Consider the following 26,837-nt stretch of genomic DNA (forward strand, 5'->3'; position numbering starts at 1 on the left):
CTGTCCTCCTTCTTCCAGGGAGCATGGGAGGCCATCGTCAACTTGGCCCAGACCATCTGGGGTGGTATCGGCGACTTCTTCTCTGGGCTGTGGGAGGCCATCTCCACCACGGCCCAGGCTGTGTGGAGTGCCATCGGGGAGTTTCTCTCCGGCCTGTGGACAGGCATCGTCAGCACCGCCCAAGCCATCTGGGGCGGCATCACTGAGTTCTTCTCTGGCCTTTGGGAAGGCATCCGCTCTGTGGCAGAGACTGTCTGGAATGCCATCAGCGGTTTCCTCTCTGGCCTGTGGACGGGTATCGTGACCACCGCCCAGACCATCTGGAGCGGTATCTCCACATTCTTCTCCGGCCTGTGGGAAGGTATCCGCTCCGCTGCCGAGGCGGTGTGGAATGGTATCAGCACTTTCCTCTCCACCATTTGGACAGCCATTTCCACGGCTGCGCAGACCATCTGGAACAGCATCGCCACCTTCCTCTCCGGCCTATGGACAGCTATCTCCACCACGGCTCAGGCCGCTTGGAATGGGATCAAGGAGTTCCTCTCCGGCATCTGGGAGGCCATCAAGGGTGTGTTCACCACCGCGCTGGAAGCCATCAAATCGGTGGTGACCGGGGCGTGGGAGGCCATCAAGAGCGTGGTCACCACGGCGATGGAGGCGCTCAAAACTGCTGTCACCACAGCATGGGAGGCAATAAAAACTGCCATCTCCACGGCGCTGGAGGCTATCAAGACCGCCGTGAGCACAGCGTGGGAGGCAATCAAAACTGCGGCCACCACAGCGATGGAAGCTATCAAGACTGCCATCACCGCTGCCTGGGAAGCCGTCAAGACCGCTGTGCTGACGGTCATGGAGGCGGTGAAAACCGCGATCACCGCAGCGTGGGAGGCAATCAAAACCGCTGTCACTACGGTGGTCAATGCCATCAAGGAAACAGTGGTCGCAGTCTGGGAGGGCATCAAGGAGGCCGTTTCCGGCATCATGGGCCGCTTGAAAGAGGCCGTGGTCAATGCCTGGAACGCGCTGAAGGAGGCCGTGTCCAATGTGGTCAACGCCATTCGGGAGGCCGTCACCGGGGTGTTTTCCAAGCTGGCGGAGGGTGTGTCCAACGCCATGAAGAACGTCCTGGACGCGGTAAAAAACGGCTTCAACTTCGTCAAAGACCACATCCTCGGCCTGGGCAAACAGGCCGTGGGCTGGGGCCGCGACCTTATCATGGGCATCGTCAACGGCATCAAGGGGGCCATCGGCGCGGTCAAGGACGCTGTGTGCAGCGTGGGCGACACCATCCGCTCCTTCCTCCACTTCTCCGTCCCGGACGAGGGGCCGCTCACCGATTATGAATCCTGGATGCCCGACTTTATGGCTGGGCTTGCCAGGGGCATCGAGCAGAGCCGGGGAGCCGTTCGCGCCGCCATCGACAGCGTGGCGGACGATCTGGCCCTCACCCCCACTGTATCTGTGGCGGCGGGCAGCTTAGACGCGCTAAAGACTGGCAGCGGGAGATACACCGAGACTGCCGCCGCTGACAATGGCTCCGACCTGTCTGCGCGGCTGGATGCCATGTACGAGGTGGTCACCAAGTACCTGCCCCGGCTGGCCAACCGCCAGATCGTGCTGGACTCCGGCACCCTGGTGGGCGAACTGTCCGATGGCATGAACCGAACGCTGGGGAGGTCTTTCCTATGATCCGAAAATTCAGACTGACCAACAGTGCGGGGGACGGCTGGGACCTGAACAGCCGCTCCTCCTTCTTCCACTCCATCGCTGGCCTGGGCTTCAAGGACGGCACCCAATACGAGCAGGTCGGCACCGACTTCATCCCTCTGGAGGAGCTGTTCTCCCAGGGGGAGATGTCGGGCCGTATCCTGTTCGGCGGGGCCTCCGCATACCAGACCTACCGGGACTTCTCCCGGTTCGTCCGGGCGATGCCGCTGACCCTCATCTACCAGACGGACGAGACATACCGCGTCCCTGTTCGTCTGACAGAGCTTTCCAAGGGGGAGCTTATGGAGGGCGGCGGTGGGCTGGTCTGCGATGTGACGTTCCTCGCCACCGGGCTGTTCTACAAGAGCGTGACCCGGCAGAGCGGGGTGCTGTCCATCGGCGGCAAGGTGTATCCGTACACCTATACCTACTCCTACGCCGAGGTGTCCCAGAACACACTGGTAATCGACAGCGACAGCTACGAGGACAGCCCATGCAAGATTACCATTTTCGGCCCCTGCCTCAACCCAGTCTGGAAACACTATGTGGACAATGAGCTGTTCGAGACGGGCCGCTACGAGGGCCTCATCATGGCGGACCACAAGCTGGTGGTGGATGCCACCGGCATTCCCTACAGCATCACCGAGCGCGGAGCGGCGGACGATATCGTGGCGAATCGCTACCAGCAGTGCGACTTTACCACAGAGCGGTTTTTCCACCTCAAGCATGGGAGCAACCGCATTTCCGTTTCCCACGATGGGCTGAACACAGTGAAAATGATGGTGGAAGGGAAGATTTCGTATGAAACCGTATAGTGTGGAGATTTTCCGGCCTGACTTCACCATGGTCGGGAACACCAATGTCAACGAGGTCACCTACAAAGAGGACTACCTCACTTCGGACGAGAACACCATCACGGTGCTGGCTCTGCCCAATGTGCAGAAGCAGGACTTCATCCGCATCAGCCGGGGCAGCGAGGAGTACGCCGGGGTGGTCACCGAGATCGGCTATGGCACCGACCGCTCCAAGCGGCTCCAGACCATCTCCTACAAGCCCCTGGTGGAGCTGCTAAACACCAGTATTTTGTTTGATGTGGATTTGCAAAATACTGGTACTTTGGAGGAGTTCATCTGCGACCGCATCCGGGAGACCTTTATCGACAACCCGGATGCCCTCCAGAACATCCACGGCCTGTCTGTTGCCCACACCAGCGCCACCGCCGACTGGAGCCTCCACATCACCCCAGCCCAGAGCGGGGGCCACTACAACATCGTCAACCTCATGGACTCGGTCATCATCCCCGCCATGCAGAAGTACGGCATTCTGGTCAAGGCCGCGCTGGACATCCAGAACCGGGAGATACACCTCTCGGTGGGCCGGGCCGGGGGAAGCATCCTCACCATCGAGGCGGACCTTCCCAATATCATCAAGAAAAGCGTCACCATCAAGCAGGTCAGCGCAGATGTGAACAAGCTGGTGCTGTACGACAGTTCCGACTACGCCGCTACCTGCACCTACTACCTCCACCCAGACCTGGGCTACGACACTTACGACCGGGACCGCATCACCCCTGTGGTCTGCGAGATGCAGGCGGTACAGAGCGAGGAGGGCGGCACCTTCGATGCCGCCACCATCCGCGCCGCCCACGACAAGTTCTCCGGCTTGGCCTACTCCAATCTCATCGAGCTGACGATGGCGAATGACGATGGGCTGGTGAAGCCGGAGCGGATAGAGTTCGGGCAGGAGGTGGACATCATCTCGGACGGGGTGGCCTATCGGAGCATCCTCACCGGGCGGGAGCGCGGGAAAAACACCAAGCTGGTATTCGGCACCGTCCGGCTGGACCTCACCAAAATTCTAAGGAGGAGCGGCAATGGCTAACAACATCGTTTTGAAAACCTTTCGCGACGGCAGCGTGACCCCGCTGGACGATGCCATCATCCAGCAGACGGTCATCGGCACCAACGGCATCTTCAAGGGCTGCAACGTCACTTACGCCAGGGGCAACGTCCTCCATGTGTCCCAGGGCTTCGGCATGATCAAGGGGCGGTTCTTCGAGGTGTACGACTGCGAGGTTGGCGTCATCCTCAACAGCGGCTCCGGCACCCTCCAGGGGCGGCTCTACATCCACATGGACCTGTCCAATGCGGACGAGCCGATCCAGCTCCTGACTGAGACGGCCTCGGTGCTGACCGACCTGACCGGGGACGAGGACGTGAACTTCAACAACACCGCCTACGACCTGGAGCTGGCTACCTTTGGTGTGACCCGGACGGGCATCACCAACCTGGTGCCGACCTTCGAGAAGATCATCGGGGCCTCCGGCAGCGGCGGGGCCAGCTCCCTCCAGCGGTCCACCGAATACTTCAAAGGCGACTTCGTGACCTGCAAAAAGTCCCCCGGCTGGGTGACGCTCTACTGCACTACCGCTGGTGTGACCGCCGCCGCGGAGCCTGTGGAGTACGCTGGCATCGCCCAGGTGGGCGACACGGTGCAGGACGGCACCTGCGTGTTCACCGCCCGCGATGTGGTGGGTGAGATCGATGTGCTGAAGGACCTGTTCACCGACACCGAGACCAGCATCGCCGGTCTGGAGGACGGCCTCCAGGAGCTGCGGGAGGAGGTCATCAAGCAGGCGGAGAGCCAGGATGATCCCATTGGCACCATTCGATTCATGCCCAGCACCAGTGCCAATGAGAACTGGCTCAAATGCGATGGCAGCTACATCAGCGAGACGAGCTATCCCGAACTGGTCGCTTCCCTTGGAAAGCTGATGCCCAGCGGCGATAAGTTCAGCATCCTTTCCAGCGGCGAGGTTCCTTCGCAGATCAGCAATGGCGTGGTCTATAACGGCAGGCTGTGGGTGTATTCCTTTTCCGCTCGAAAACTGTATGGGATTGACCTCGAAGGAAACGGGCCAATCAAGGCTATCCCCGTCACCAGTTCCAGTCCTTACTTTGCCGACTTCATTGCCCCCAGTATAGCCAAACCGCTTGCTCTTTCCATTGTTCCGCACCACTCCGGCAACAAGGCCAAGCTGTTTCTGTCACAGTTTCTGATGGGCGGCACAGATAACGCAATTCCTCAAGAGTTTTCCTCGGCAAAATATCTCCTGATTTTTTGTGCAGAGTTTTCAGGCGATGAAGAGGAACTGACAGTGGAGATGCCGTTTTCAACCATAACCAAGGAAAGTGACTCTCGCTATGAGTATCTTCCCAAATTCAGCCCAGCACTTTATGTGCCTTATGTTGTGGCAAAAATGGTTTCTGGTGTAGAGACCTATTATTGCGCAATTGGTGATCGATACTACACCTACGGTAATTCATCGCCCGGTGCGCTGACCTGGGTCGAGGGAAGCCAAAACGCTACGCTCGTCAACACTTCTATCAGCACAGATGAAACCTACTTCAAAAATCAGCGGTCATGTTACAGTACAAGACATATGGGAGAGCTGGTTTCGGTTTATGCGTATTCAAGCGGCAGCTCAAGATATTATTCGGTCTACTCCAGCCCAGCTAATCTGTTTTCCACAGATAGCAGATACACAAACATTTCTATCACCGCAAGAGGTTCAGCCTGCCCACTCAATGTTGCAGGGGATACGAAGGTCCTCAGCACTTTTGATGTCAACAATTTCACATGGGCATCGACCTCGGATACCAAGGTTGCCAGCATTAAGCTAAACCTTCCCACACCGAGTAGTGCAAAAGTGTTTGTAGATGCCGCTGCCTATCTGTGGGGCAAAGGTATCTACCTTATTTTTGTTGGGACTGGCATCATTTTTTCCCGCACTCTGGAGGACGGGTCGTTCGGATATCTCGACACGACCTCGGTGCTGGGAACGATCACTCAATTCGGCTGGCTTGGCTATTCCCAGGATGAGCAGTCCCTTTACATTCTGGGGCAGGACACCAGTAATCGGGTCAAGCTGGCGAAGATCACACTGAACACCAACTTCGACTATGCCACCGATGGCGCATGGCTCCCTATGATCGTCAGCGATGGCCTCCCGGCCTATATCAAGGCCAAGAAAACAGAAACCGCATAACGGATGAAAGGCTGTCCGCCGTTTAGCGGATGGCCTTCTATTATACACATTTTTGAAACGGAGGGATTTTCCATGAAAGAGTTCTGGAACACGATCCAGATGGTGCTCACCGCCGTGGGCGGTTGGCTGGGCTACTTCCTGGGCGGCTGTGACGGCCTCCTCATCGCCCTGGTGGTGTTCACAGTGGTGGACTACATCACCGGGGTCATGTGCGCCGTCAACGACAAAAAGCTGTCCAGCGAGGTGGGCTTTCGTGGCATCTGCCGGAAGGTGCTGATCTTCTTCCTGGTGGGGGTGGCGAACATCCTCGATGTGCAGGTCATCGGCACCGGCTCGGTGCTGCGGACTGCCATCATCTTTTTCTACCTGTCCAACGAGGGTGTCTCCTTGGTGGAGAACGCCGCCCACCTGGGCCTGCCTGTGCCGGAGAAACTGAAGGCTGTGCTGGAGCAGCTCCACGACCGGGCGGAGAAGGGTGGTGACGGGGAATGAAACTGATTGAAACCATCCTGACTAAGAACCCTTGCTATACCGCTGGCCGGAAGATCACGGTCAAGGGCCTCATGCTTCACTCTGTGGGCTGTCCCCAGCCCAGCGCCCAGGTGTTCGTCCGCAACTGGAACAAGGCCAGCTACGACCGGGCCTGCGTCCATGCGTTCATTGACGGCAACGATGGCACCGTGTACCAGTGCCTCCCCTGGAACCACCGGGGCTGGCATTGCGGGGCCAGCGGCAACAACACCCACATCGGTGTGGAGATGTGCGAACCGGGCTGCATCAAGTACACAGGCGGGGCCACTTTCACCTGCTCTGACCTTGCCACCGCCCAGGCCGTTGCCAAGCGCACCTATCAGGCGGCGGTGGAGCTGTTCGCCATGCTCTGCCAGAAGTTCTCCCTCGACCCTCTGGGGGACGGGGTCATCGTCAGCCACAAGGAGGGCTGCAAGCGGGGCATCGCCTCCAACCACGGCGACCCGGAGCATCTGTGGACGCAGCTCGGCCTGCCCTACACCATGGACACCTTCCGCAAGGCGGTCAAAGCCGAAATGGGCGACGGGGCCGCCGCTCCCAGCGGTGTGTCCGGCACGAAGATCATGGGCGCGGCGGTGGCGACTGCGGAGCAGATGCGCACCTACCTTAAGGCCAAAAATCCCAAAGTGGCCCAGAGCGTTCTGGACATGGTGCCGCTCTATCTGTCCGAGGGAGCGGCGGAGGGTGTGCGGGGCGACATCGCCTTTGCGCAGTCCTGTCTGGAGACCGGAAATTTTGGCTTCGCTGGCTCCGCCGTCACGCTGGACCAGAATAATTTCTGCGGCATGGGTGTCACCGCCAATGGGCTGAAGGGTAATTCCTTCTCCACGGCCCAGCTCGGCATCCGGGCGCAGGTGCAGCACCTCAAAGCCTACGCCTCCACCGAGCCGCTGAAGTGTGAGTGCATCGATCCCCGATTTAAGTATGTGGCGCGGGGCTGCGCCGAGGTGGTGGAATGGCTGGGCCAGCAGGAGAATCCCCAGGGTAAGGGCTGGGCCACCGGTGCGGGCTATGGGGAGAAAATCGTCACCATTCTCAATGCTATCCTCGCCACCGCTGGCGGGGCTGCTCCGACTCCGGCTCCTGTCGCCGTTTCCTTCAAGGTGCGGGTGACCGCCACCGACCTCAACATCCGCACAGGCCCCGGCACCAACACCGCCAAGACCGGGAAGTTCACTGGGGCTGGGGTGTTCACCATCACCGAGGTCAAGGACGGTCCCGGCTCCGCCAAGGGTTGGGGCAGACTGAAATCCGGCGCGGGGTGGATTGCCTTGGACTACGCGCAGAAAATTTGATAGGTACCGCAAAGGCCCGCTGGGGAGTTTTCTCCCTGGCGGGCATATTTTTTTACTTTCTGTACCCTGACAGTCCCGCCTCTTTTTCTGGGTACCCCGAAGGAGGTGCGACTTTATGACCACCGAACAGAAATCAAAGATCCTATCCTTACGAGATTCAGGTCATGGCTATGCCGCTATTGCCGCCAAGGTTGGTATTTCAAAGGATACCGTGAAGAGTTTTTGCTGCCGGAACGGTGCGGCTGGTATCCGGGCAGCAAAGCAAGCGGAACAGCGGAACCGCTGCCCTCAGTGCGAAAAAAACTGATTCAAGCGGAAAAGCAAAAACCCCGGCGGTTCTGCTCTGACCAGTGCAGACAGGCGTGGTGGAACGCCCACCCGGAGATGGTCAAACAAAAAGCGGTTTACAGCTTTGTCTGCCCCACTTGCGGAAAGCCGTTCACCGCTTACGGCAACAGCCGCCGAAAATACTGCTCCCACCAGTGCTATGTGCAGGCCCGGTTCCAAGGGGGTACAGTGACATGACGAAGGAGCAACTCCACCGGGAAATCCTCTACCACGTCAGCCTCGCGCCATTCCGCCAACTGTTGGAAGATGGGCACGTCTCCCGGTCAGATTACGATAAAATCGATACAATCTTAGCACAAAAGTACCGCCCGATCTTTGTGAACATTATGCCGCAGAATTGAGTGGATAACCGGGGAAAACAGAGGTAATATGCTACCTACCGAAGGAGGTGTCCCATGAACAAGCACATTTTTGACATCACACCAACGCCAAAAGAGAGCATCCGAAAACGGCGGGTAGCAGCCTATGCCAGGGTGTCCTGCGGCAAGGACGCCATGCTCCTTTCCTTGGCGGCGCAGATCGATTACTATCGCGATTTTATTCGCAACGATCCGGACTGGGACTTCGCCGGGGTCTATGCGGACGAGGCCACGACAGGTACGAAAGAGGATCGGGAGCAGTTCCAGCGATTGCTGGCGGACTCCCGTGCCGGGGCCATCGACATGGTTCTTACCAAGAGCATTTCCCGGTTCGCTCGGAACACCGTCACCCTGCTGGAAACCGTGCGGGAGTTGAAAGCCTTGGGTGTGGAGGTCTGGTTTGAGGAGCAGAACATCTACACATTCACCGCCGATGGTGAGATGGCTCTCACCCTTTTGGCATCCTTTGCCCAGGCCGAGAGCCTGTCTTGCAGCGACAACTGCAAGTGGCGCATTCGCAAGGGCTTTGAGGTGGGCCGGGCCAACAGCTGCACCATGCTGGGCTACCGTCTGGTGGACGGTGTGTTCACCCTCGTGCCGGAGGAGGCGGAGACAGCCAGGCGGATTTTCGCCCTCTATCTCTCCGGACTTGGAACACAGAAGATTTGTAAAATCCTCAATGAAGAGGGCGTTCCCACCCGGCTGGGCTGTGAATGGCATCCCAGCGCCATTCGGACGATTCTGGAAAATGAGAAGTACGCGGGAGACTTGCTCCTGCAAAAGACCTTCCGTCTGGACCATCTGTCCAAGAAACAGGTGGACAACACTGGGCAGCTCCCACAGTTCTATGTGGAGGATGACCACGAGGCCACCATCAGCCGGGAAGATTTCTCGGCGGCACAGGCGGAACTGGCCCGGCGGAGATCGGCCCACACAGGAGAGCGGGGTACGCCCAGCGCGTTCACCGGGCTGATCCGCTGCTCCGGCTGCGGAAAGAACTACCGCCGGAAAACCACCGCCAGCGGTGTGGCCTGGTGCTGCTCTACCTATAACACCAGGGGCAAGCGGTACTGCCCCACCTCCAAGGCCATCCCGGAGGGGACGCTAAAAGCGGCCTGCGCCCAGGTGCTGGGGCTACGCTCCTTTGAGGACGAGGCATTTGCCGCCGCAGTTACGGCCATAGATGCCTGCCCGGACAACCTCCTGCGGTTCCATTTCCGGGATGGTCACACAGAGGAGTACCGCTGGCAAGACCGCTCCCGCCGGGAGAGCTGGACAGCGGAGATGCGGGAGACGGCGCGGCAGAGAGCGCTGGCGAGGAGGTGAACGGCATGGCGGAAAAGAAAGTGCGGAAAATCGAGGCGACTGCCCCTTTGCGGACGGCGCAAGCCTTCACCCCGGTAAAAAAGCGCCGGGTGGCGGCTTATGCACGTGTGTCTACCGACAAGGACGAGCAGCAGAACAGCTACGAAGCCCAAGTGGACTACTACACAACCCACATCCAAGGCAACCCGGAGTGGATCTTCGCCGGGGTCTACTCTGACGCCGGAATCACCGGCACCAGCATGAAAAAGCGGGACGGGTTCAATCAGATGGTGGCGGATGCCCTCGCCGGAAAAATTGATCTGATCCTTACCAAATCGGTGAGCCGCTTTGCCCGGAACACGGTGGACAGCCTGACCACCGTCCGCAAGCTGAAGGAAAAGGGCGTGGAGGTCTACTTTGAAAAGGAAAACATTTACACATTAGACTCCAAGGGCGAACTGCTCATTACCATCATGTCCAGCCTTGCCCAGGAGGAGGCCCGGAATATCAGCGACAACACCGCGTGGGGCCAGCGTAAACGGTTCGCGGACGGCAAAATGAGCCTGGGCTACTCCCACTTCCTCGGCTACAAAAAGGGAGCGGAGGACGGTGAGATGGAAATCATAGAGGAGGAAGCGGTGGTTGTCCGGCGCATCTACACAGAGTTTCTGGCGGGGAAATCCACCTATGACATCGCCGCCCGTCTCACGGAGGACGGTATCCCCACCCCGGCGAAAAAGGCTACTTGGCACGCCAGCACGGTAGAGAGCATCCTCCACAATGAGAAATATAAGGGGGACGCGATCTTACAAAAACGGTTTACAGTGAATTTTTTGTCCAAGAAAACGAAGAAAAATGAGGGTGAGTACCCCCAATACTACATCGAGAATAATCATCCCGCCATCATCCGCCCGGAGGTGTTCGAGATGGTGCAGGAGGAGTTCCACAGGCGTCAAGCGGCGGGTGGCCACGCCCAGTGCAAGACTCCGTTTTCCGGCAGGATCGTCTGCGCTGACTGCGGCGGATTCTATGGCAGAAAGGTCTGGCACGCCGGGAGCAAGTACGCCAAAGTCCACTGGCACTGCAATAACAAATTCCAGAAGCGATGCTACTGCTCCACGCACACCCTCAAGGAGGAGAATATCGAGCAATGCTTTGTGGCCGCGTTCAACGGCCTGCTGGCCCGGAAAGCGGAAATCACGGAAAACTACGCCCTCTGCCTGGACGCCATCACCGATACTTCTGCGTATCAGGCGCGGCTGGATGCCATCAACCGGGAATGCGGCGAACTATCCACTCTCATCAACGCTCTGCTCCAAAAGGGCAGCAAGCAGAGCGGTTCCCTCCAGGAGATCAACCGCCAGTATGAAGAATATGTGGCCCGGTATGACGCGCTCCAGCAGGAGAAACAGGAGGTCAGCGCACAGATCGCTCTCTGCGCCGCCAAGCGAGTGCAGGTGGGCGCGTTCCTCGCCGAACTGGAAAAGCGAAAAACACCGCTGACCAAGTTCGACCCGCTGGTCTGGCAGGCCACCCTCAACTATATGAAGGTGCATCCGGACTGCACCGTGACCTTTGTATTCCGGGACGGGACAGAGGTCTCCCGGCCTATCGAGCCTGGTGTGCGCCAGTACAAAAAGCGCAAGGGAACGGGGGGAACCACTAATGGCGAATGAGAAAACGGTCACACCCATCTATCAGAAACTGCCGGAAAAAGGCGTTCTGCGGGTCGCGGCCTACTGCCGGGTGTCCAGCAGCCAGGATGAGCAGCTTCACGGCCTTGTCGCCCAGATCAGCCACTACACGCAAGTCCTCTCCGGGGATGCGTCCTGCCAGTTTGTTGGTATCTACGCTGACAGAGGCATTTCCGGCACCCAGGTGAAAAACCGGGCGGAGTTCCTGCGGCTCATGGAGGACTGCCGCGCGGGGCTGGTGGATCAGATTATCACCAAGAGCGTGTCCCGGTTTGGACGCAACACCGTGGACACGCTCCTCTATACCCGCGAACTGCGGAACTTGGGCATTGATGTCTACTTTGAAAAGGAACATCTGCATTCCTGCTCGGCGGAGGGTGAACTGATGCTGACCCTCATGGCGGCGCTGGCGGAGTCCGAAGCGGAGAATATGTCCGAGAACATCAAGTGGGGCAAGCGGCGCAGGTACGAAAAGGGCTGCGTGGAGAGTCTCGCCCTCGCCAACCTCTACGGCTATCGCAAGGACGGCGATGCGCTGGATATGGTCCCAGAGGAAGCGGCGGTCATCCGGCGTATCTACTCCGAGTTTCTGGATGGCCTGAACTATGAGCAGATTTCCCAAGGACTGAATGCGGACGGCATCCCCACCCGGCGGGGCAATGATGTGTGGTTCAACCGCACCGTGATGAATGTACTCATCAATGAGAAATACATGGGGGACTGCCTGTTTCAAAAGACATTTCATATTGATCCGATTTCCCACAAAAAAGTTCCCAACAAGGGCCAGTTGCCCCAATACTATCTGGAGGACTGCGTTCCGGCCATCGTCTCCAAGGAAGTCTGGAAGCTCGCGCAGTTAGAGATACAGCGCCGTCAGACCTGGAAACCCATGTCCTCTGTGGAGCTGCCCTTCAAAAACCGGATCATCTGCGGCTCCTGCGGGAGCGGCGTGGTGCAGTATTATGCCAAGCGCAAGAGTGGCACCCTTGAAACCATGTGGCGCTGCGGGCGCTGGCGTAAGGGGAAAGCCAGGGGTGAGGGCCTGCCCCTCTGCGCCCAGACAAAAATCCCGCTGGACGCCCCTGAGAAAGCCTTCGTCCGGGCGTGGAACCTGGTGGTCAGCAAGAAACTGCAATACGGCGCGGCTCTGCGCCGGAAAGCGGAAACTGCCGGGGACACGCTCACCCGCTACCGGGCAAAGGAGATGCTCTGGCTGCTGGACGAGGTGGGCAAACTGGCAGCGTTCGACTACTACTTCTCGCTAAAGGTGCTGGATCACATGGAACTGACGCCGGACGGAAAACTGGCGGTAGTGTTTCTGTCCGGGATTCGACTGACGATCTGACAGCGCTCAGCGCGGGAGCAGGATCACCGGCACGTTGCGCCGCCTTGCGTATTCTATGGTGTTCCGCGTCCCGCTGGGCTGGCCGTTATAGACGGCGATCACCCGCGCTGAGTGGTCCACCATCCACTGGTTCCGCCGCTGAAAACAATCCCTACTGTATCCGGGACAGATGAACCGCACCAGATCGGCTTGCTTCATTACCCGGCGGTACCGCTCCTGCCACTCCCGGCTCCAGCGGCTCTCAAAGCCCCGGTAGGGGCTGGCACAAATCAGCCGAACTGCCGCCCCCTCGTCTCGAAGGGCCAGCACGACCTCCGCCGCCCAGAGATCGACTCCTCTCGCCATCCCCGATATGAATGTCTGAAATCCGCCAGCAATCGCTGTGCGGATTTCTTCTTTTAGGCAGGAAATGACTTCTGATTCAGGCATTCCCAGCCGTTCCGGCCTATGCCCGGTGAAGCAGCACCGATGCTGCCGCAGCTCCTGTTCTGACATTTTACCGTCCTCCTCCACTGGTTAATACAGTTCAATATAACGGTATAATCCGTACAAGTCAACTGTATAAAACCGTTTAAGTGAACGGTAAAATATTGATAAGAGGGAGGTGGCATCATGGACACACATTCCAGGCTGCGGCAACTGATGGCGGAGCGAGGCTGGACGGCCTACCGTTTGGCGAAAGAGAGCGGCCTTTCCGAGTCCACGCTGGCGAATATCTTCAAGCGGAACACGGTTCCCTCCATTGGGACTTTGGAGTCCGTCTGCTCCGCCTTTGGCATCTCCCTGGCCCAGTTCTTCGCCGAGAGCGAGATGGTGGAACTGACCCCGGAGCTGAAGGAGCTGTTTGACAACTGGGTATCACTTACCCCGGAGCAGAAACAGGCGGCGCTGCAGATGATCCAGGCGATGAATACTAAATAAAAATCAGTGCCGGGGATGATAGCGGGTTATCACCTTCGGCACTGGTTTTTTCTTTTATTCTCTTGGCGGTTTAACCGTTGCGGCAATCGCATCCAATTGTTCGGCAATGCGTGTAAAATCACAGTCCAGGTTTAGCGTTTTCACACTAATCGTGTTCCCGCTGATTTGATAGTCATTGTCCGGCTGGATCTCATCGTCTGTTCCGGCATACAGCAACATTCCAGCTACGCTCTCGTCAGGGGCGGTGGGCCAGTTTTTGACGTAGGCAAAGATTTGATACAAGTTGCCGGAGTGGACTGTCCTGATCCCATAGGGCATTTTCATCTGCATATTGTGGGAGTAATATTTCGCGTCGATGATCAGCGTTTTCCTGGTATCCCTACTTGATAGCACAATGTCCGTCTGCATGGCGGGGAGTTGTGCGCGGTTGCCGTCAGTGACAGCCCAATCGATCTGTGGAGCGTATGCTTTGAGTTCCGGGTGTTCTTTCTGATAGTAGCCAAGAATGAACTTCTCGTACAACTTTGCCATGCTCTGGTCATCCAGATACTCCATCATCTTGACGGCCCCACCAGATTCTGTCTGGAGCATCCCTTTTAGGATCAACTGACAGACGGCAAGAATCATGCGGTAGGTCTGATTGTTCCGGTCATATGGGATATTCCAGTAAATGGTGTGGACATCCAGAAGGGAAACCCCGTCGAAAAAAATCAGCAGTTTGCGCAATTCCTTTTTTCTGGCCTTGGACAGATTTGAGCGAAGTAGCACTGAAATTGTTGTCTTAATGATCCGGTTGGGGTAGGCATCAACGGAAAATTCATCGTAGGCGCACACAAGCTGTTTCTTTCGGATAACCAGCGTCTTGACAGAGTCGTTAACTTCAATTTTTCCTCTTGGGGAAGAAAGCGCCTCTTCCCTCGTGAGGTATTGACGGCCCAGACCGCGTTTGATCTGAATTGAAACGCCCCGGCAGAGAATGGCCGACAGCAGCTCCAGCCCGTTCTCGAATTCCTCCGCCGCCACGTCTCTGTAGCCGTTTTCGTGAAGGACTTGGAAAGCGTAGGCCAGCATATAGTAGATGTTCTGAACCCGGCGGATCATTTGACGGCCTCCCACAGCGCGTGGCTCCAGTCCTTGATTTTTGCCGATTCATCAAACCAGTATTCTTTGAGCAGAGGGATCAACTCAAATTCCACAACCGAGCGCAGCCACTCATCGCTGATGTTGAGGTTCGTGCAAAAATAGCTATGGCCGATGCGGAAGCCCTCGCCCAAAGAGTCATCCTCAGTAATCTCTTTATTCAGCCGTTCCACCGTCTCAATCAGCCGGTCAAACTTGATATTGTTGATTCTCGCCTTGTACGCTTGAAAGCCGGAGGAGGTAAAGGCCGGGGGCATTTCAAAGAACGCGAAACGGCGGCGCAGGGCGTAATCCAACATAGCGAGACTGCGGTCCGCTGTGTTCATCATGCCGATAATATGGACGTTTCCAGGGATGGAGAACTGTTCGTCCGCATAGAGAAGCTGCAGCTCGACACCTCGTTTGTCGCTCTCAATCAGCATGAACAGTTCCCCGAAAATTTTGCTCAGATTGCCCCGGTTGATCTCATCAATGATAAAGAAATAGGGGCGCTCATCGTCCTTCTCCGCTTTTCGGCAAAACTCATAGAACACGCCTTTTTTCAGTGCAAAGCCCGTCTCAGTGGGTCGGAACCCCATGATAAAATCCTCATAGCTGTAGCTCTGGTGGAACTGCACCATCTGAACGCGGGAGGCGTCCTTTTCCCCCATGATGGAGTAGGCCAGCCGCTTGGCGGCGAAGGTCTTTCCCACACCGGGAGCGCCCTGGAGGATCACATTCTTTTTGGTCAGCACAAGGGCTTTGAGGGTTTGATAACGCTCCGCGTCCATGTAGACATCCTGCAGGAAATCCTCGGCAGTGTAGGGATCGTAAGCGGTTGTTTCTTCCCCGGAATCAAGGGACTCTTCTGGTTTGCCCTCGTCAAACAAAGCCTGCATTTTCTTCAAAAAGTCTGTATAGGGGGTCATATCGGTGAGAGTTTTCATTACATATTGATCAGGATGTTCCCACTCGCCTTTGTCCGTCCAACGGACTTTATGGGTGTGGCAAAACTCTCCCCGCTGTTCGTCATAAGCATATTCACCCTCAACAATACCACGTCCTACGACCTTTTTCAGACCCTTTTTGACAAAGACCACATCGCCGGGTTTGATTTCATTGGCAAACTGCCAGGTAGCCAGCACCTGGTTTCGGTAGGAGCCGGTGCCGCCGTACAGCTCACGCATTTTGGCGCGCATCTCCTCTTTAGAGCCGTAGGCTGACAGGTCGCCCATCCCCGGCCAGCCAATCGCCATGATGCCCTCGGCATAGTCGCTTTCCCAGTTGGCAGAGCCGTCTCCGGCGGCGTAGAGCCAATATCGGATGGCAGCGGTGTCTACAGCCAGCACGGCATCACTGGAGTCCTTGGGAATAATGCCGTCAAAAATATCATCCCCAAAAGAGATGGATATGTCGTACTGCTCCGCAATCCTGCGGCAGCTACGGCGGATGCTTGTGGACTTATTGCCGGTCTGCCCATAGTAATATTTGTTATTTTCAAGTGTTGCCTGCAATGCGTTGACCAGTTTATCCCGCCCATAGTCCTCGCCAATGTGTTCGATAAAATAGGAAGTCAGTTCCGTGTTGGCTTTCCATGTATAGACTTTTCCGTTCATCATGGCGGAGAACAATGTCCCAACAGTAAATTTATGACTTCCCTCTCCAAAACACGGAACTTTTGCACACAGTTTCTTTACCGCATCCTTGACATCCACCTCGCCATCATATACTCGTTTGGCATATTGATAAATCGTGACCTCACAGTCATACTCATAGCCGATGTACTGCCGCACTCCACCCTTGGAATCAATGAATTCTTTGAGCATGGTCAAATCTTTATAGTATCCTTTGGCCCGCTCCCTGGCCCGATCAGATATAACCTCATTGGTGAAGTAATCGAGCAGATCCTGTTGGGCTGCCGCCATAGAGCCATCGTCTGCAAAGCATTTCCAGAAGGACAGGGCAATGGTGTTCTGGTACAGATAGAAAGCATCGGAGACGTGGGTGCTTACTGTACTGTCTGCCCAGTCAGGGTGTGTCTGTCGCAAATAGTCCTTATATTCTCCTTTGACTCTGGTAATCGTGCTTTGAATATCCATTACATATACCTCCGAAAACGGTGATTGTTCCTTATGACTGATTTTATTTTATCACAGTGGACGCCTATCTGGTAGTGGGTTACGCAAATTTTCCAGACAAAGAAGTATAGTCACACCCTCGGAACATTGGCTCTATTTTAAATTCCACATACCCAGGGCTTGATACAATTTTTGCGGCGGAAAAGAAAGTCACATCTGACTTTTGAGGCGGGTGGGTTACCGCTTTTTTCGCTGACCGAACAATAACACACCTCGCATTTGCAGTTTCCTATAGATACAATTCTACCTTAAAAGCATTGGAAAAGTCCCATATTCAGCGGATTTTTGCCCGTTGCACCCTCCCTAAGAAATTTGAACCCCTTTGCACCCCGACTTGGAGGAAAAATTGAATTGTATTGGTGATTGGGTCATAACGCAAAAGAAATTCACCATCGACTTCCTGGACAAGAAAATGAAGGTCAACGAGGGCGAAGTTCCGCAGTATTACATCGAGCAGAGCCACCAGCCCATCATCGACCCGGAGGAGTTTGACAAGGTGCAGGCCGAGTTTGTGCGCCGGAAGGGGATGGGCCATCGCTACAGCGGCAGCAGCATCTTTGCCGCCCGCATCGTCTGCGGTGACTGCGGCAGCTTTTACGGCTCCAAGGTCTGGCACTCCAACAGCAAGTACCGCCGCACTATCTGGCAATGCAACGAGAAATTTGCCGGAGAGCGGAAGTGCCGGACGCCCCATCTGAGGGAGGAGGACATCAAAGCCCGGTTCCTGGCGGCTTTCAATCAACTGCTGAACGGCAAGGATGCTCTGCTGGAAGATTGCCGCATCATGCAGGACCACCTCACCAACTGCTCCGCCATTGACGCAGAGTTGGACGAACTGCTCCGGGAGATCGCGGTGGTGACGGAGCTGACCCAGCGGTGCATCCAGGAGAACGCCCGGAGCGCCCAGAGCCAGGAGGAATACGCCGAACGCTACAATGGCTATGTGGCCCGGTACGATGCGGCGAAGGCCAAGCTGGACGCGCTCCAGAAAGAGAAAGCCCAGCGGCTGGCCAAGGCGGATGCCATCGGCGGGTTTATGTTTGAACTCTCCGAGTACACCGAGGCCATTACCGAATTTAATGAGGGGCTTTGGCTGGCAGTGGTTGAGAAAGCTACGGCCTACCATGATGGGCGGCTGGTGTTCACCTTCCAGAACGGCACTGAGATAGAGAGCTGACATACACAAAACCCGTTGATTCCGCAAAATGGGATCAACGGGTTTTTTACATCGTGTCCATAAGCTCCAGCAGAAGGTTTCTCTGCCTGTCCGACAGAGAGGTCCATTTTGCAAACACTGTCTGCTGCTCATCGGTCAGCTCCAGAGGGTTCCCTTCGGCGAAGAATTGTGCCAGAGTAATACCGAACGCCGTACACACCGCTTCCAAGGTCGGCAGCGTGGGAGCGTTGTTTCTCTTGAACATATTTGTAACGGTGGAGTGGGACAAGCCCGATTCCTTTGCCAGCCGGTATTCCGTCCAGCCGCGCTCCACCATCATGTCTTTAATACGGCCTTGTGCGTCCACATCATCACCTGCCTATCTGTAACTATTATAATTCCCAAAAGGGTGCTATAATAGGCACGATAGGTAGATAGTAAAAGCCCCAAAAGGGTCATAGCGTTTTATTGGCCCTGGCTTGGGGATACTGATTGAAACAGGAGGTTGTCATGGAAGAACCTAAAACACTTTTTGAACACTTGGCCCAGGAGCGGAATATCACAGTAGAAGAAATGCGGGCCATCATCGCGGCCCGTATTGAAGCTGGGATGAATGACCCAGACCCAGAGAAGCGCGCATCGTGGGAGCGGATACCGCGCGCTGGGGATATCCCCACGCCGGAAGAATGGCTCCGCTATGCGGTGGAGCGGCTGGAGGCAGAAGGGCGAGGCGACCTGTTGCGCTGGTATAAAATCTTCTGATTCTACCCTCACGCACATTTTTGAAGTTAACCTTTTATGTAAGGGCTGTTTATGTTTATCTTGGGAGGCTTTAAGCTGCTCATTGACCTGCCTGTAGTTTTGTGGTACATTATTAGGTAAAAAGTGGAGATGGAGATGATTATATGGAAATGGAAAATGCAATCAATGCAGCTCTAAGTGGACAAGCGATTCTTTTTGCGGGTTCTGGTTTCTCTCGTGGTGCCCAAAATATACTTAAACACCCATTTCCTGTAGGAGACGGATTGAGGGACGCAATAGCAGATGGTTGCGGAGCATCAAAGGATAGGCCATTGGCTACAGTTGCTCAATTTTTCACTCTAAATCAGGGGGAAGATAAGCTAATCGAGTTGCTAAAAAGAGAGTTTAGTGTTTTACATACAGAGTCATGGCATCAAACATTATTGTCCATTCCATGGAAAAGAATATACACGACAAACTATGATTCTGTTATAGAAACTGCGGCACAGCAAAATGGTATTGCTTTATCTACAATAGTTCCATCTATGCGTATCGAGGGCAATTCTATTGATAATGTGTGTGTTCATTTAAATGGTCATATCGATTTTCTGAACCGAGATACCATAAATAATGAGTTTAAATTAATGGACACAAGCTATTCTTGTGAATCGCTGGAAGGTGGAGAATGGTTTGAGCTGTTTAAATCCGATCTGCAAATAGCGAATGCAATCATTGTTATTGGATACTCTATGCAATTTGACTTAGACATCAAGCGACTCCTTTCGTCTCCTAAAATAAAAGCTAAAGTTCTTTTTATTGATGCGCCTAATCCAAACCCGATGGATGAAGCCTTACTCATACAATATGGGTCATGCGAATTTATCGGGATTGAGGGATTTGCTGATGCAGTTTCTGCACAAAAGAAAATCTATGTTCCGTCTATAATAACTCATCGATTTACAAACTTTATTTACGAATATAAGCAACAACTCAAACCGGAGAGCATTTCATTCCCCCAAATTAGCAATTTCTATTGTAGAGGCGAATTTGTCAGCGGCCTTATGCAGAAAAAGCATGGCGAATATCCATATGTTATTGTGCGAACGGCTGTAGATGCTGTACTACGTGACTATCCGAATAAGAAAGTTTTTCTGGCCTTGTCGGACTTGGGTAATGGTAAGACCATGTTTTGCGAGTTAATCCGCAATGAGTTGCGTGAATATGAAGTAGATGTGTTTGTCTTTAGCAAGGCCAACCAGCACCTCTCCACGGAGGCCCAACAGATTGCATCAATTCGAAATCGTCGTTGTGTGGTGATAATTGATAATTATAAGAGTAAATTGGATGTACTTTCTGCTTTTAAATACCTTGATAAACGGAATATCACCTTTATTCTAACAGCAAGGAAGTCCCTTAATCCAAGCTATCAGGCATTAACAGGTAGCCTTGGAATTCAGCAAACAGACATCAAACCGATTTACTTGGATACATTGAGCCCTCAAGATGTACTGTCTTTGCGTTCCGTAATACAGAATAATAAGCTCTATTTTAAAGCTCTTACGGAATCAGATTCCATCGAAAGGTACATACAAGAACATTGCCATTCGCATTTTGCAGACTTCCTCTTAGATGCATATCAATCTTCGGACATAGAACAGCGTATCGTTGAAACTTGGAATAATTTTTCAGGCTCATCCACTCAAATTCAACATTTGGCTGTTTTGGCGTTGATGAAGTCCGTTATGGGAATTGACTTCAACTTTACGGAGATGCTGAATCTATTAAAAATTGACTTTGTACTATTAACGGCAAAAGACAATATATTTATTAAAGAATTTTTTAATCTGGATGACGATGATGTCACTGTAAAATCTTCTGTAGTTGCACGAGAACTGTTGCGTTCTGTAATTGGCATAAACAGTTTAATTGGTACAATGACTGTTGTTATAGAAGCGGCTAATCAAATATACAAATCGAATAGAGCGTACCTGGAATTATTGAAAAATCTGGTGTCACATTCTCACTTTAGGATATTCCCAAGAACTTCTGAAAATGCAAATACGGTCATTGATTTCTACGATAATCTTAGGAATCTTTCTTTCTGCCAAAATAATACCTTCTATTGGGAACAATTTGCAGTTGCCGCTATAGACATTGATGATTTTTCAACAGCACACCAATGTATTGAAAATGCTTTTGCAATTGCGAAAAAAACCCCTGATTTTGTTCCATTCCACATTGAAAACATTAAGGCGAATTGTTTAATTGAAAATTTGCTATTTAATGCATCTCAAGGGTGTACCCCCAGCCCTGATGATGCAATTGAGACTTTAGTTAAAGCCCATGAATGTTTAACCAAGCATTTGAAACACCCAGATAACAATGTCAGTTATACATTTAGTACCGCAGCAAAATATGCAAAGATTTTTGAATTGTATAAAAATGATTTTGACAAACGAGGACAAAGTATTTTCACAGAGAAAAGAGTTGCAATATTGAATCACATGAAAGAACATATAGATGATTTAGCTTTTCAGTCGGATTCTCGACTGAAAGGATGGATACAGAAATTGGAATCTTGCAAATTTGATAAATAGTTGAAGACTAATAAACTGTATACTCACCCCCTTGATGGTTTACACCCCCTACGCAAAAAGGGTGTGCATTTGTATCAGATATAGCCACCTTTGCCAAGGTTACACATCTTAAAAGATGCCACACCGAAAAAACCCCGGAATTCCGGGGTTTTTTGGCGTTCAAGAGGCCAAGCAACGCGCTTTGCGCTTATGCTCCAACGACCGTCACGGCGTGACGTGTTTTGGGGGATGCCACCCTGATTTTTGGGATCTGAACCTGCGTGGTTGACAAACAGCGAGTCAGGGCAGAAGAAAAACAAAATATTTTTAGAGAAGGGCCATGATGAAAATCATGGCCCTTTTTCTTTTTCCAGAGAAAGATTTAGGAGGTATGCAGAGTGCCAAAGTTTACAGAAAGTAAGACAGACCGTGCCTACGAGAGTTTTATGCAACAGATTCCCGGCTTCCAGCGGGACCCACCAGAGGCCGGGATTATTCAGAAAGATATGAAACAGAAGAAACAACAGAAAGGGGCCGGGAAAAATGATCTTCCGAAACGATAAGCACGGCGTGCTGTTTGAGAAAGAAATCAGGTATCACAAGGGCTGTAGCAGAAAGTATGCTGCGGCCTTTTTTTGTTGACGGCCGACCCCAGGCTCTGGCGCCAGGCCGAGAACCACATCGGTACCAACGAGATCGACATCACGGCTATGAAACCCCGGCGGCTGGACGCTATGTCCTATGTCTGTTTCGCGGTGGCCAAGGACATCATCACCGGCAGCAAAACCGTTGCTCTCACAGAACTGGCCGATGCCAGTATGCTGCCGCCCCGGTACTTTTTGGTGATTCAGACCGCCATGCTGATTCGGGGCTACGGACTGAGCGCGGCCAACCGGCTGCTGTTTACGGAAGGGAGGGATCAGAATGAACTTCGACAGAAATAAGGTTGAGATGGTCAAAAAGCAGTACCCGGTAGGGACGCGAATCCGGCTGAACAGCCTTTGTAACGAAAAACATGGGATGCCCGCGGGCCTGTGTGGGACAGTGATGGGTGTGGACGATCAACCGGCACTGCTCATGAAGTGGGACAACGGGCGGTCGCTGAGCCTTATGCCCTTCGAGGACAGTTTCACGGTAATCCAAAATGAACAGCAGGCTACGCCGGACGAGCAGCTCTATGAAAAGCTGTGCCAGGAGCAGGCAGCCTTCCGGGATGAACTGCTGGCCCTCCCTCCCGAGCAAATCTTGTATAAAGCATGGGAGTACCTGGTGCGGGAGGACATCCTGCTGACGATGGAGTATAACGAGCTGGACGATGAACAGGCGAAGGCCCTGTTGGAACTGCCGGACGCCATGTCGGACCTCTGCGACACGGTCAAGGAGAAAGACAGCCGCCAGCAGGAAACTATCTGGCATGAAATCGAGGAAAGGGCCAATGTGCTGGCAGCGGCCCAGCAACCCATGCAGGAGCAGTCGCCATGAAGAATAGCAAAAAGGTCGTTGGCGAGGGCCGTGACTTCGAGCGCATCCGGCGCATCACGGGTTACCTTACTGGCACGGTGGATGGCTGGAATAACGCCAAACGTGCAGAGGAAAAGGACCGGGTCAAGCACCCGGTCAACACCGATAAAAAGGAGTGAGCGAAATATGGTCAGGGGGCCGCCCATTAGAGTAAAAATACCCAGAGAAATGGAGGTGGTACTATTCAGTCCATGATCCCGTGGATAGGCGGGAAACAAGCCCTATGCAGGGCAATTATCAGCCGGTTCCCGGCAGACTACAGGCAGCGAACCTATGTGGAGGTGTTCGGCGGCGGGGCCTCTGTCCTGCTGAACAAGGAGCGCTCCGTCAAGGAGATTTACAACGACTTCAACTCCAACCTTGTCAATCTTTTTCGGGTAGTCCGGGATTCCCCATCCGAGCTGCAGGCAGCGCTGCGGTACATCCTCAACGCCCGGGAGGACTTCGACACCGTCAAGGCCCGGCTTGCCAGAGGGCACAACAAGGACCCTGTCCTTTGGGCGCGGGACTTCTATCAGCTCATCCGGCAGAGCTACGGCGGCGGAGGAACATCATTCGGGGCCAGCCCACGGTCCACCTGGGCGGCGTTTCCCTTGATCGACGCAGTTGCGGAGCGTTTTCAGTACGTGGTGGTGGAGCACATGAGCTATGAGCGGCTTATCCGGACCCATGACAGCGAGGGTACCATCTTCTACCTGGACCCGCCCTATGTGCTGACTGAAGACTACTATGGAAATCTGTTCGGGTTTCCGGACCATATGCTGTTGGCGGAAATCCTGCTGGAAATAAAAGCCCGCTGGTTACTGTCCTACAATGACTGCGACGCCATCCGGGCGCTGTACAGTGTGCCGGGGGTCTACATCGAGAAGATCGAGCGCATCAACAATCTGGCCCAGCGGTACGACCCTGGGAATATGTATCAGGAGCTGCTCATCTCCAACTACGATACATCGCTGGCGCTGCCAGAGCAAATATCATTATCGGGCTTTGCCCCGGTGGAAAGGAATTATATATGGAAATGAACGATGAGAAAACATTGCGGATTCTCGGCAAACGCGGCCGGGTGACTATTCCTCAGGAAGTAAGGGACGCCATCGGCATGGCGCGGGGCGATGTGGTGAGCTTTGCCGTGGTCAGCGAGGACTGCGCCTTGGTCAAGCGGGAGCGGCTGTGCGATAGCTGCATTACAGAACCCCCGCAGATGATCAAGCTGTTTGTGCAAGCCATGCACCAAGCTGAGAGTAGCCCTCAGAGCCAGCGGGCCTTTGAGTTTCTAACCAGCCTCTCTCCCGCCCAGCAGTTAGATTGCGCGGCTAAAATCATTGCGGAATGGGCGGAGAAAAATCATGAAGAATAACAGGAGGAAATTATGGCAAAGAGAAAAGAACAGACCCATACAAAAGCAGACGCACCCCAGCAGCAGGCCCAGGCCAATGCCGGGACAAGTCCCCAAGAGGCTCCGGCCCCGCCCCCGCTCCCGGATCTGACCGTTCGCGTCTTTCCCATCAGCAGCTCAAAAAGCAAGCTCAAGGCCACGGCAAACGTCAACATTGCTGGGGCCTTTGCTGTTAGAGGATTCCGTATCTTCGATTCCAGGAACGGCCTGTTCGTGAAAGAACCGGAGCAGAGCTACATCAAGGATGGCACCGAGCTGACCCGCCCAGTGTTCTTCCCGGTTACAAAAGAGGCGCGGGAGGCCCTGTATGGGCAGATACTTCACTCCTACGAACTGACCATGCAGCAGGGACAGCGCCAGGATGACGCTGCGTTCACACATGGAGACGAGGACGTGCCACCCGAGCGGAACTACACGTCTCCCGTGGAGGATTTCGATTCGGAGGATGACCTCCCTTTTGACTGCGGCCCGGTCATGTAAAAGGGCCTGATTCCGCGCTGTTCGGTTAACCCTCCAAATTTCTCGCAAATTTTTGCAGGATATTTTCAAAAAACGCTGGACATAGGCACACCATTTGCGGTATCCTGTGGTTAGAAAAATTCTCAAACCACAAAAGGATGGTGTAACCTATGTCAAAGTTGTTTCAAAGATTTTTGGCAGCGGGTGCGGCTGTAGTCATGCTGTCGACCGTGCCCTTTCCTGCAAATGCAGCGGCAGAGAAGTTCACGGACGTGAAACCGGGTAAGTGGTACTATACGGCGGTGGACTATGCCGTGAGCGAAAAGCTGTTCAGCGGGACCTCCTCGACCACCTTTTCCCCGGAAGAACCCATGACTCGTGGGATGTTCGTGACGGTGCTGGGGAATAAGGCCAAAATTGACCCAAAGGACTACCCCACAAGCAGTTTCAGTGATGTGAAAACGGGGATATGGTATGCTCCACAGGTGGAGTGGGCTGTGCAGAACGGCCTCGTAAACGGCACAGGCGGCGGGAAATTCAGCCCCGCCAAGCGCGTGACACGGGAACAGATGGCGGTGATCCTCTACAATTACGCCAAATTCACAAACTGCGACCTGACGGTGCGGGCTGGCCTGCTGGAACAGTTCCCGGATGGGAACAAGGTGTCCAGCTACGCCAAGTACGCTATGGAATGGGCCATAACCCACAAGATCATCAACGGCAGCGGCGGAAAGCTGGACCCCAGCGGCACAGCTACCAGGGCGCAGGTGGCGCAGATCTTCTACAGCAGCCGGGAACTGCTGGCAAACGGCGGCGGTGAGAATCCCCAGCCTCCCACGCCATCCCCCAGCCCGTCCCCTTCTCCCTCTCCCGACCCGGATGCACCCAGGATTCCTATAACAGATGAAGTCCGAGATAAACTCAAGGATAATTTGAATCCTGAAAAGATACTAGATTACGTTTTGCACGGGAAGGATGATGATCCCCTTTTCTCCTATGATGGAACTACAGCCGTGTGGGATTCTTCTCTGGTGAACTCGGAAGATGCCGGCAGAAAATACTTGGGCGATTGGAATGACGAGCCGAGCGAATACAATGAAACATCGGCTGTAGCCAATGGTTTTGTTCAAATGCTGACCCGTACAGCTAGTGACAGATTTTATATTACTGCCGAGGAAACAGATGGATGTTTCTGCCTCTACTACCACCCAGCGGACAATCCTGACAGCCAGAAAATGCAAGAAATAAAAGCGGCGCTCAACCTGACCCGCCCGGTCCAGTATGACCGGGGCCTCTGCTATGAGGGCGCTGGCTGGGCAGGCCCTATGCGCTGGGAGCAATACAGCGGCGCACAGGGGATAGCGGAGAAAATCGAATACTACCTGCTGGAGCTGCATCCCTACACAGACAAATACTATCTCACGGAACCGGAGCCGGGGAAGTTCTATAATTAAAGACATGAAACGCCCACGCTTAGTAATTACCCGCTAAACACACCTTTGGAGGATTTATAAAATGGAGAACCAATTTTTTGACGAAACAAATGGCCTATGGTATGAGCTGAGAGACGGTTACTATTATCCTTGCCTGACAGTATCAGAGGATGAAAAGCAGCCCATAGGTTTATGGGGCCGACAGCATAAGCGGTACCTAAAAGAGCAGAGGCCGATAATTTACAACTCGCTCCAAATGAACGGTAAGCTAAACGCCTACCTTGCCCACATCGACCAGCAAGCGCAGGAGCAATATGAACTTCTTGTTAAGCAGATGAAACAGGCTCGCGGTATTACCGAGGGTTTGAAAGCTACAAATCCTCTTACATGGGCTGGCAGAATGAACAACGCCCAGGCGTGCGCAAGAGAAATTGTGAATAACGAGATAATTTACAATTAGCAAACCCAGTCGCACTACCCAATTTAAGGAGTGTACTTCGCAACCCCTCATGCTGTATAATGTGGTATCATAGGCTTAAGATGGTTTATTGAGCCAAGATTTCACAAAAAATTTACAGAAAAAGGGTTGAAATTTCGAGATGAGCGCAAATAATTGTTTAGCAAGCAAGCAAGCAAGCAAGCAAGCAAGCAAGCAAGCAAGCAAGCAAGCAAGCAAGCAAGCAAGCAAGCAAGCAAGCAAGCAAGCAAGCAAGCAAGCAAGCAAGCAAGCAAGCAAGCAAGCAAG

The 26,837-nt window shown here is 53.9% G+C and carries 27 protein-coding genes and 2 pseudogenes; 25 read left to right on the plus strand and 4 right to left on the minus strand.

The window, feature by feature from the left end; genetic code table 11:
• The 12 genes and pseudogenes from U8U68_RS17245 to U8U68_RS17300 form a co-directional block, all read left to right on the plus strand.
• The coding region (locus U8U68_RS17245) for a phage tail protein (RefSeq protein ID WP_437124445.1) at positions 1–1,689 on the plus strand (1,689 nt) is incomplete at its 5' end.
• Positions 1,686–2,522, plus strand: a complete 837-nt coding sequence (locus tag U8U68_RS17250) for a phage distal tail protein domain-containing protein (RefSeq protein ID WP_322203025.1) — start codon at positions 1,686–1,688, stop codon at positions 2,520–2,522. The genes U8U68_RS17245 and U8U68_RS17250, both read left to right, overlap by 4 nt.
• Complete coding sequence (locus U8U68_RS17255) at positions 2,509–3,588, plus strand: hypothetical protein (protein ID WP_322203027.1); 1,080 nt, start codon at positions 2,509–2,511, stop codon at positions 3,586–3,588. Before U8U68_RS17250 ends, U8U68_RS17255 begins: the two co-directional genes overlap by 14 nt.
• Positions 3,589–4,417: 829 nt before the next feature.
• Positions 4,418–5,755, plus strand: a pseudogene (locus U8U68_RS22695) (hypothetical protein); the annotation flags it as partial.
• 72 nt (positions 5,756–5,827) lie between these two features.
• Positions 5,828–6,247 carry a phage holin family protein gene (locus U8U68_RS17265; RefSeq protein WP_322203031.1) on the plus strand — a complete coding sequence of 140 codons (420 nt, stop codon included), beginning with the start codon at positions 5,828–5,830 and terminating at the stop codon, positions 6,245–6,247.
• Complete coding sequence (locus U8U68_RS17270; protein WP_322203033.1) at positions 6,244–7,581, plus strand: N-acetylmuramoyl-L-alanine amidase; 1,338 nt, start codon at positions 6,244–6,246, stop codon at positions 7,579–7,581. The genes U8U68_RS17265 and U8U68_RS17270 overlap by 4 nt, the downstream gene beginning before the upstream one ends.
• A gap of 115 nt (positions 7,582–7,696) precedes the next feature.
• Positions 7,697–7,888, plus strand: a complete 192-nt coding sequence (locus tag U8U68_RS17275; protein WP_322203035.1) for a helix-turn-helix domain-containing protein — start codon at positions 7,697–7,699, stop codon at positions 7,886–7,888.
• A complete protein-coding gene (locus U8U68_RS17280; protein WP_322203037.1) occupies positions 7,873–8,106 on the plus strand; it encodes a hypothetical protein in 234 nt (77 codons plus the stop codon). Before U8U68_RS17275 ends, U8U68_RS17280 begins: the two co-directional genes overlap by 16 nt.
• Entirely contained in the window at positions 8,103–8,270 is a 168-nt protein-coding gene (locus U8U68_RS17285) for an SHOCT domain-containing protein (RefSeq protein ID WP_322203039.1), read from the plus strand. The genes U8U68_RS17280 and U8U68_RS17285 overlap by 4 nt, the downstream gene beginning before the upstream one ends.
• 54 nt (positions 8,271–8,324) lie before the next feature.
• On the plus strand, positions 8,325–9,614 hold the full coding sequence (locus tag U8U68_RS17290; RefSeq protein WP_322203041.1) for a recombinase family protein: 1,290 nt from the start codon (positions 8,325–8,327) through the stop codon (positions 9,612–9,614).
• Positions 9,615–9,619: 5 nt separating this feature from the next.
• Positions 9,620–11,269, plus strand: a complete 1,650-nt coding sequence (locus U8U68_RS17295) for a recombinase family protein (protein WP_322203043.1) — start codon at positions 9,620–9,622, stop codon at positions 11,267–11,269.
• A complete protein-coding gene (locus tag U8U68_RS17300) occupies positions 11,259–12,632 on the plus strand; it encodes a recombinase family protein (RefSeq protein WP_322203045.1) in 1,374 nt (457 codons plus the stop codon). Before U8U68_RS17295 ends, U8U68_RS17300 begins: the two co-directional genes overlap by 11 nt.
• Positions 12,633–12,638: 6 nt before the next feature.
• Here U8U68_RS17300 and U8U68_RS17305 read toward each other — a convergent pair whose 3' ends face one another.
• Positions 12,639–13,127 (minus strand): SLOG family protein, encoded by a 489-nt coding sequence (locus U8U68_RS17305; RefSeq protein ID WP_322203047.1) that lies wholly within the window; start codon positions 13,125–13,127, stop codon positions 12,639–12,641.
• 117 nt (positions 13,128–13,244) lie between these two features.
• On the opposite strand from U8U68_RS17305, the gene U8U68_RS17310 reads away from it, so the two are divergent.
• A complete protein-coding gene (locus U8U68_RS17310) occupies positions 13,245–13,553 on the plus strand; it encodes a helix-turn-helix domain-containing protein (RefSeq protein ID WP_322169476.1) in 309 nt (102 codons plus the stop codon).
• 54 nt (positions 13,554–13,607) lie between these two features.
• On the opposite strand, the gene mcrC is transcribed toward U8U68_RS17310, so the two are convergent.
• Positions 13,608–14,654, minus strand: a complete 1,047-nt coding sequence (gene mcrC / locus U8U68_RS17315; protein ID WP_367575847.1) for a 5-methylcytosine-specific restriction endonuclease system specificity protein McrC — start codon at positions 14,652–14,654, stop codon at positions 13,608–13,610.
• Positions 14,651–16,771: a DUF8426 domain-containing protein gene (locus U8U68_RS17320; protein ID WP_322203049.1), complete on the minus strand. Its 2,121-nt coding sequence runs from the start codon at positions 16,769–16,771 to the stop codon at positions 14,651–14,653. The genes mcrC and U8U68_RS17320 overlap by 4 nt, the downstream gene beginning before the upstream one ends.
• Before the next feature lie 385 nt (positions 16,772–17,156).
• Between U8U68_RS17320 and U8U68_RS17325 the strand changes: the two genes are divergently transcribed.
• Positions 17,157–17,987: a recombinase zinc beta ribbon domain-containing protein gene (locus tag U8U68_RS17325; RefSeq protein ID WP_322203051.1), complete on the plus strand. Its 831-nt coding sequence runs from the start codon at positions 17,157–17,159 to the stop codon at positions 17,985–17,987.
• 46 nt (positions 17,988–18,033) lie between these two features.
• Here the strand turns inward: U8U68_RS17325 and U8U68_RS17330 are convergent, their stop codons facing one another.
• Positions 18,034–18,333 carry a helix-turn-helix domain-containing protein gene (locus tag U8U68_RS17330; protein ID WP_322203053.1) on the minus strand — a complete coding sequence of 100 codons (300 nt, stop codon included), beginning with the start codon at positions 18,331–18,333 and terminating at the stop codon, positions 18,034–18,036.
• Between the two features lie 143 nt (positions 18,334–18,476).
• On the opposite strand from U8U68_RS17330, the gene U8U68_RS17335 reads away from it, so the two are divergent.
• From U8U68_RS17335 to U8U68_RS17385, 11 genes and pseudogenes are all read left to right on the plus strand, one after another.
• On the plus strand, positions 18,477–18,728 hold the full coding sequence (locus tag U8U68_RS17335) for a hypothetical protein (RefSeq protein ID WP_322203055.1): 252 nt from the start codon (positions 18,477–18,479) through the stop codon (positions 18,726–18,728).
• A 143-nt stretch (positions 18,729–18,871) separates the two neighbouring features.
• On the plus strand, positions 18,872–21,304 hold the full coding sequence (locus tag U8U68_RS17340; RefSeq protein ID WP_322203057.1) for an SIR2 family protein: 2,433 nt from the start codon (positions 18,872–18,874) through the stop codon (positions 21,302–21,304).
• 377 nt (positions 21,305–21,681) lie between these two features.
• On the plus strand, positions 21,682–21,846 hold the full coding sequence (locus U8U68_RS17345) for a hypothetical protein (RefSeq protein ID WP_322203059.1): 165 nt from the start codon (positions 21,682–21,684) through the stop codon (positions 21,844–21,846).
• A gap of 72 nt (positions 21,847–21,918) precedes the next feature.
• On the plus strand, positions 21,919–22,227 hold the full coding sequence (locus tag U8U68_RS17350; RefSeq protein WP_322203061.1) for a hypothetical protein: 309 nt from the start codon (positions 21,919–21,921) through the stop codon (positions 22,225–22,227).
• Entirely contained in the window at positions 22,208–22,765 is a 558-nt protein-coding gene (locus U8U68_RS17355) for a DUF3848 domain-containing protein (RefSeq protein ID WP_322203063.1), read from the plus strand. Before U8U68_RS17350 ends, U8U68_RS17355 begins: the two co-directional genes overlap by 20 nt.
• A 23-nt stretch (positions 22,766–22,788) precedes the next feature.
• Positions 22,789–22,923, plus strand: a pseudogene (nrdD, locus tag U8U68_RS17360) (anaerobic ribonucleoside-triphosphate reductase); the annotation flags it as partial.
• Positions 22,924–22,995: 72 nt separating this feature from the next.
• Positions 22,996–23,826: a DNA adenine methylase gene (locus U8U68_RS17365; protein ID WP_322203067.1), complete on the plus strand. Its 831-nt coding sequence runs from the start codon at positions 22,996–22,998 to the stop codon at positions 23,824–23,826.
• The gene (locus U8U68_RS17370; protein WP_322203069.1) at positions 23,817–24,161 is read left to right on the plus strand and encodes an AbrB/MazE/SpoVT family DNA-binding domain-containing protein; all 345 of its coding nucleotides are present in this window, start codon (positions 23,817–23,819) and stop codon (positions 24,159–24,161) included. The genes U8U68_RS17365 and U8U68_RS17370 overlap by 10 nt, the downstream gene beginning before the upstream one ends.
• A gap of 12 nt (positions 24,162–24,173) precedes the next feature.
• Positions 24,174–24,680, plus strand: coding sequence for a septation protein SpoVG family protein (locus tag U8U68_RS17375; RefSeq protein WP_322203071.1), 507 nt, complete (start codon positions 24,174–24,176; stop codon positions 24,678–24,680).
• Between the two features lie 149 nt (positions 24,681–24,829).
• Positions 24,830–26,113, plus strand: coding sequence for an S-layer homology domain-containing protein (locus tag U8U68_RS17380; protein ID WP_322203073.1), 1,284 nt, complete (start codon positions 24,830–24,832; stop codon positions 26,111–26,113).
• A gap of 61 nt (positions 26,114–26,174) precedes the next feature.
• Positions 26,175–26,552, plus strand: a complete 378-nt coding sequence (locus tag U8U68_RS17385; RefSeq protein ID WP_322203075.1) for a TnpV protein — start codon at positions 26,175–26,177, stop codon at positions 26,550–26,552.
• Positions 26,553–26,837: the final 285 nt, after the last annotated feature.

The organism is Acutalibacter intestini, assembly GCF_034334985.1.
Classification (GTDB): domain Bacteria; phylum Bacillota; class Clostridia; order Oscillospirales; family Acutalibacteraceae; genus Acutalibacter; species Acutalibacter intestini.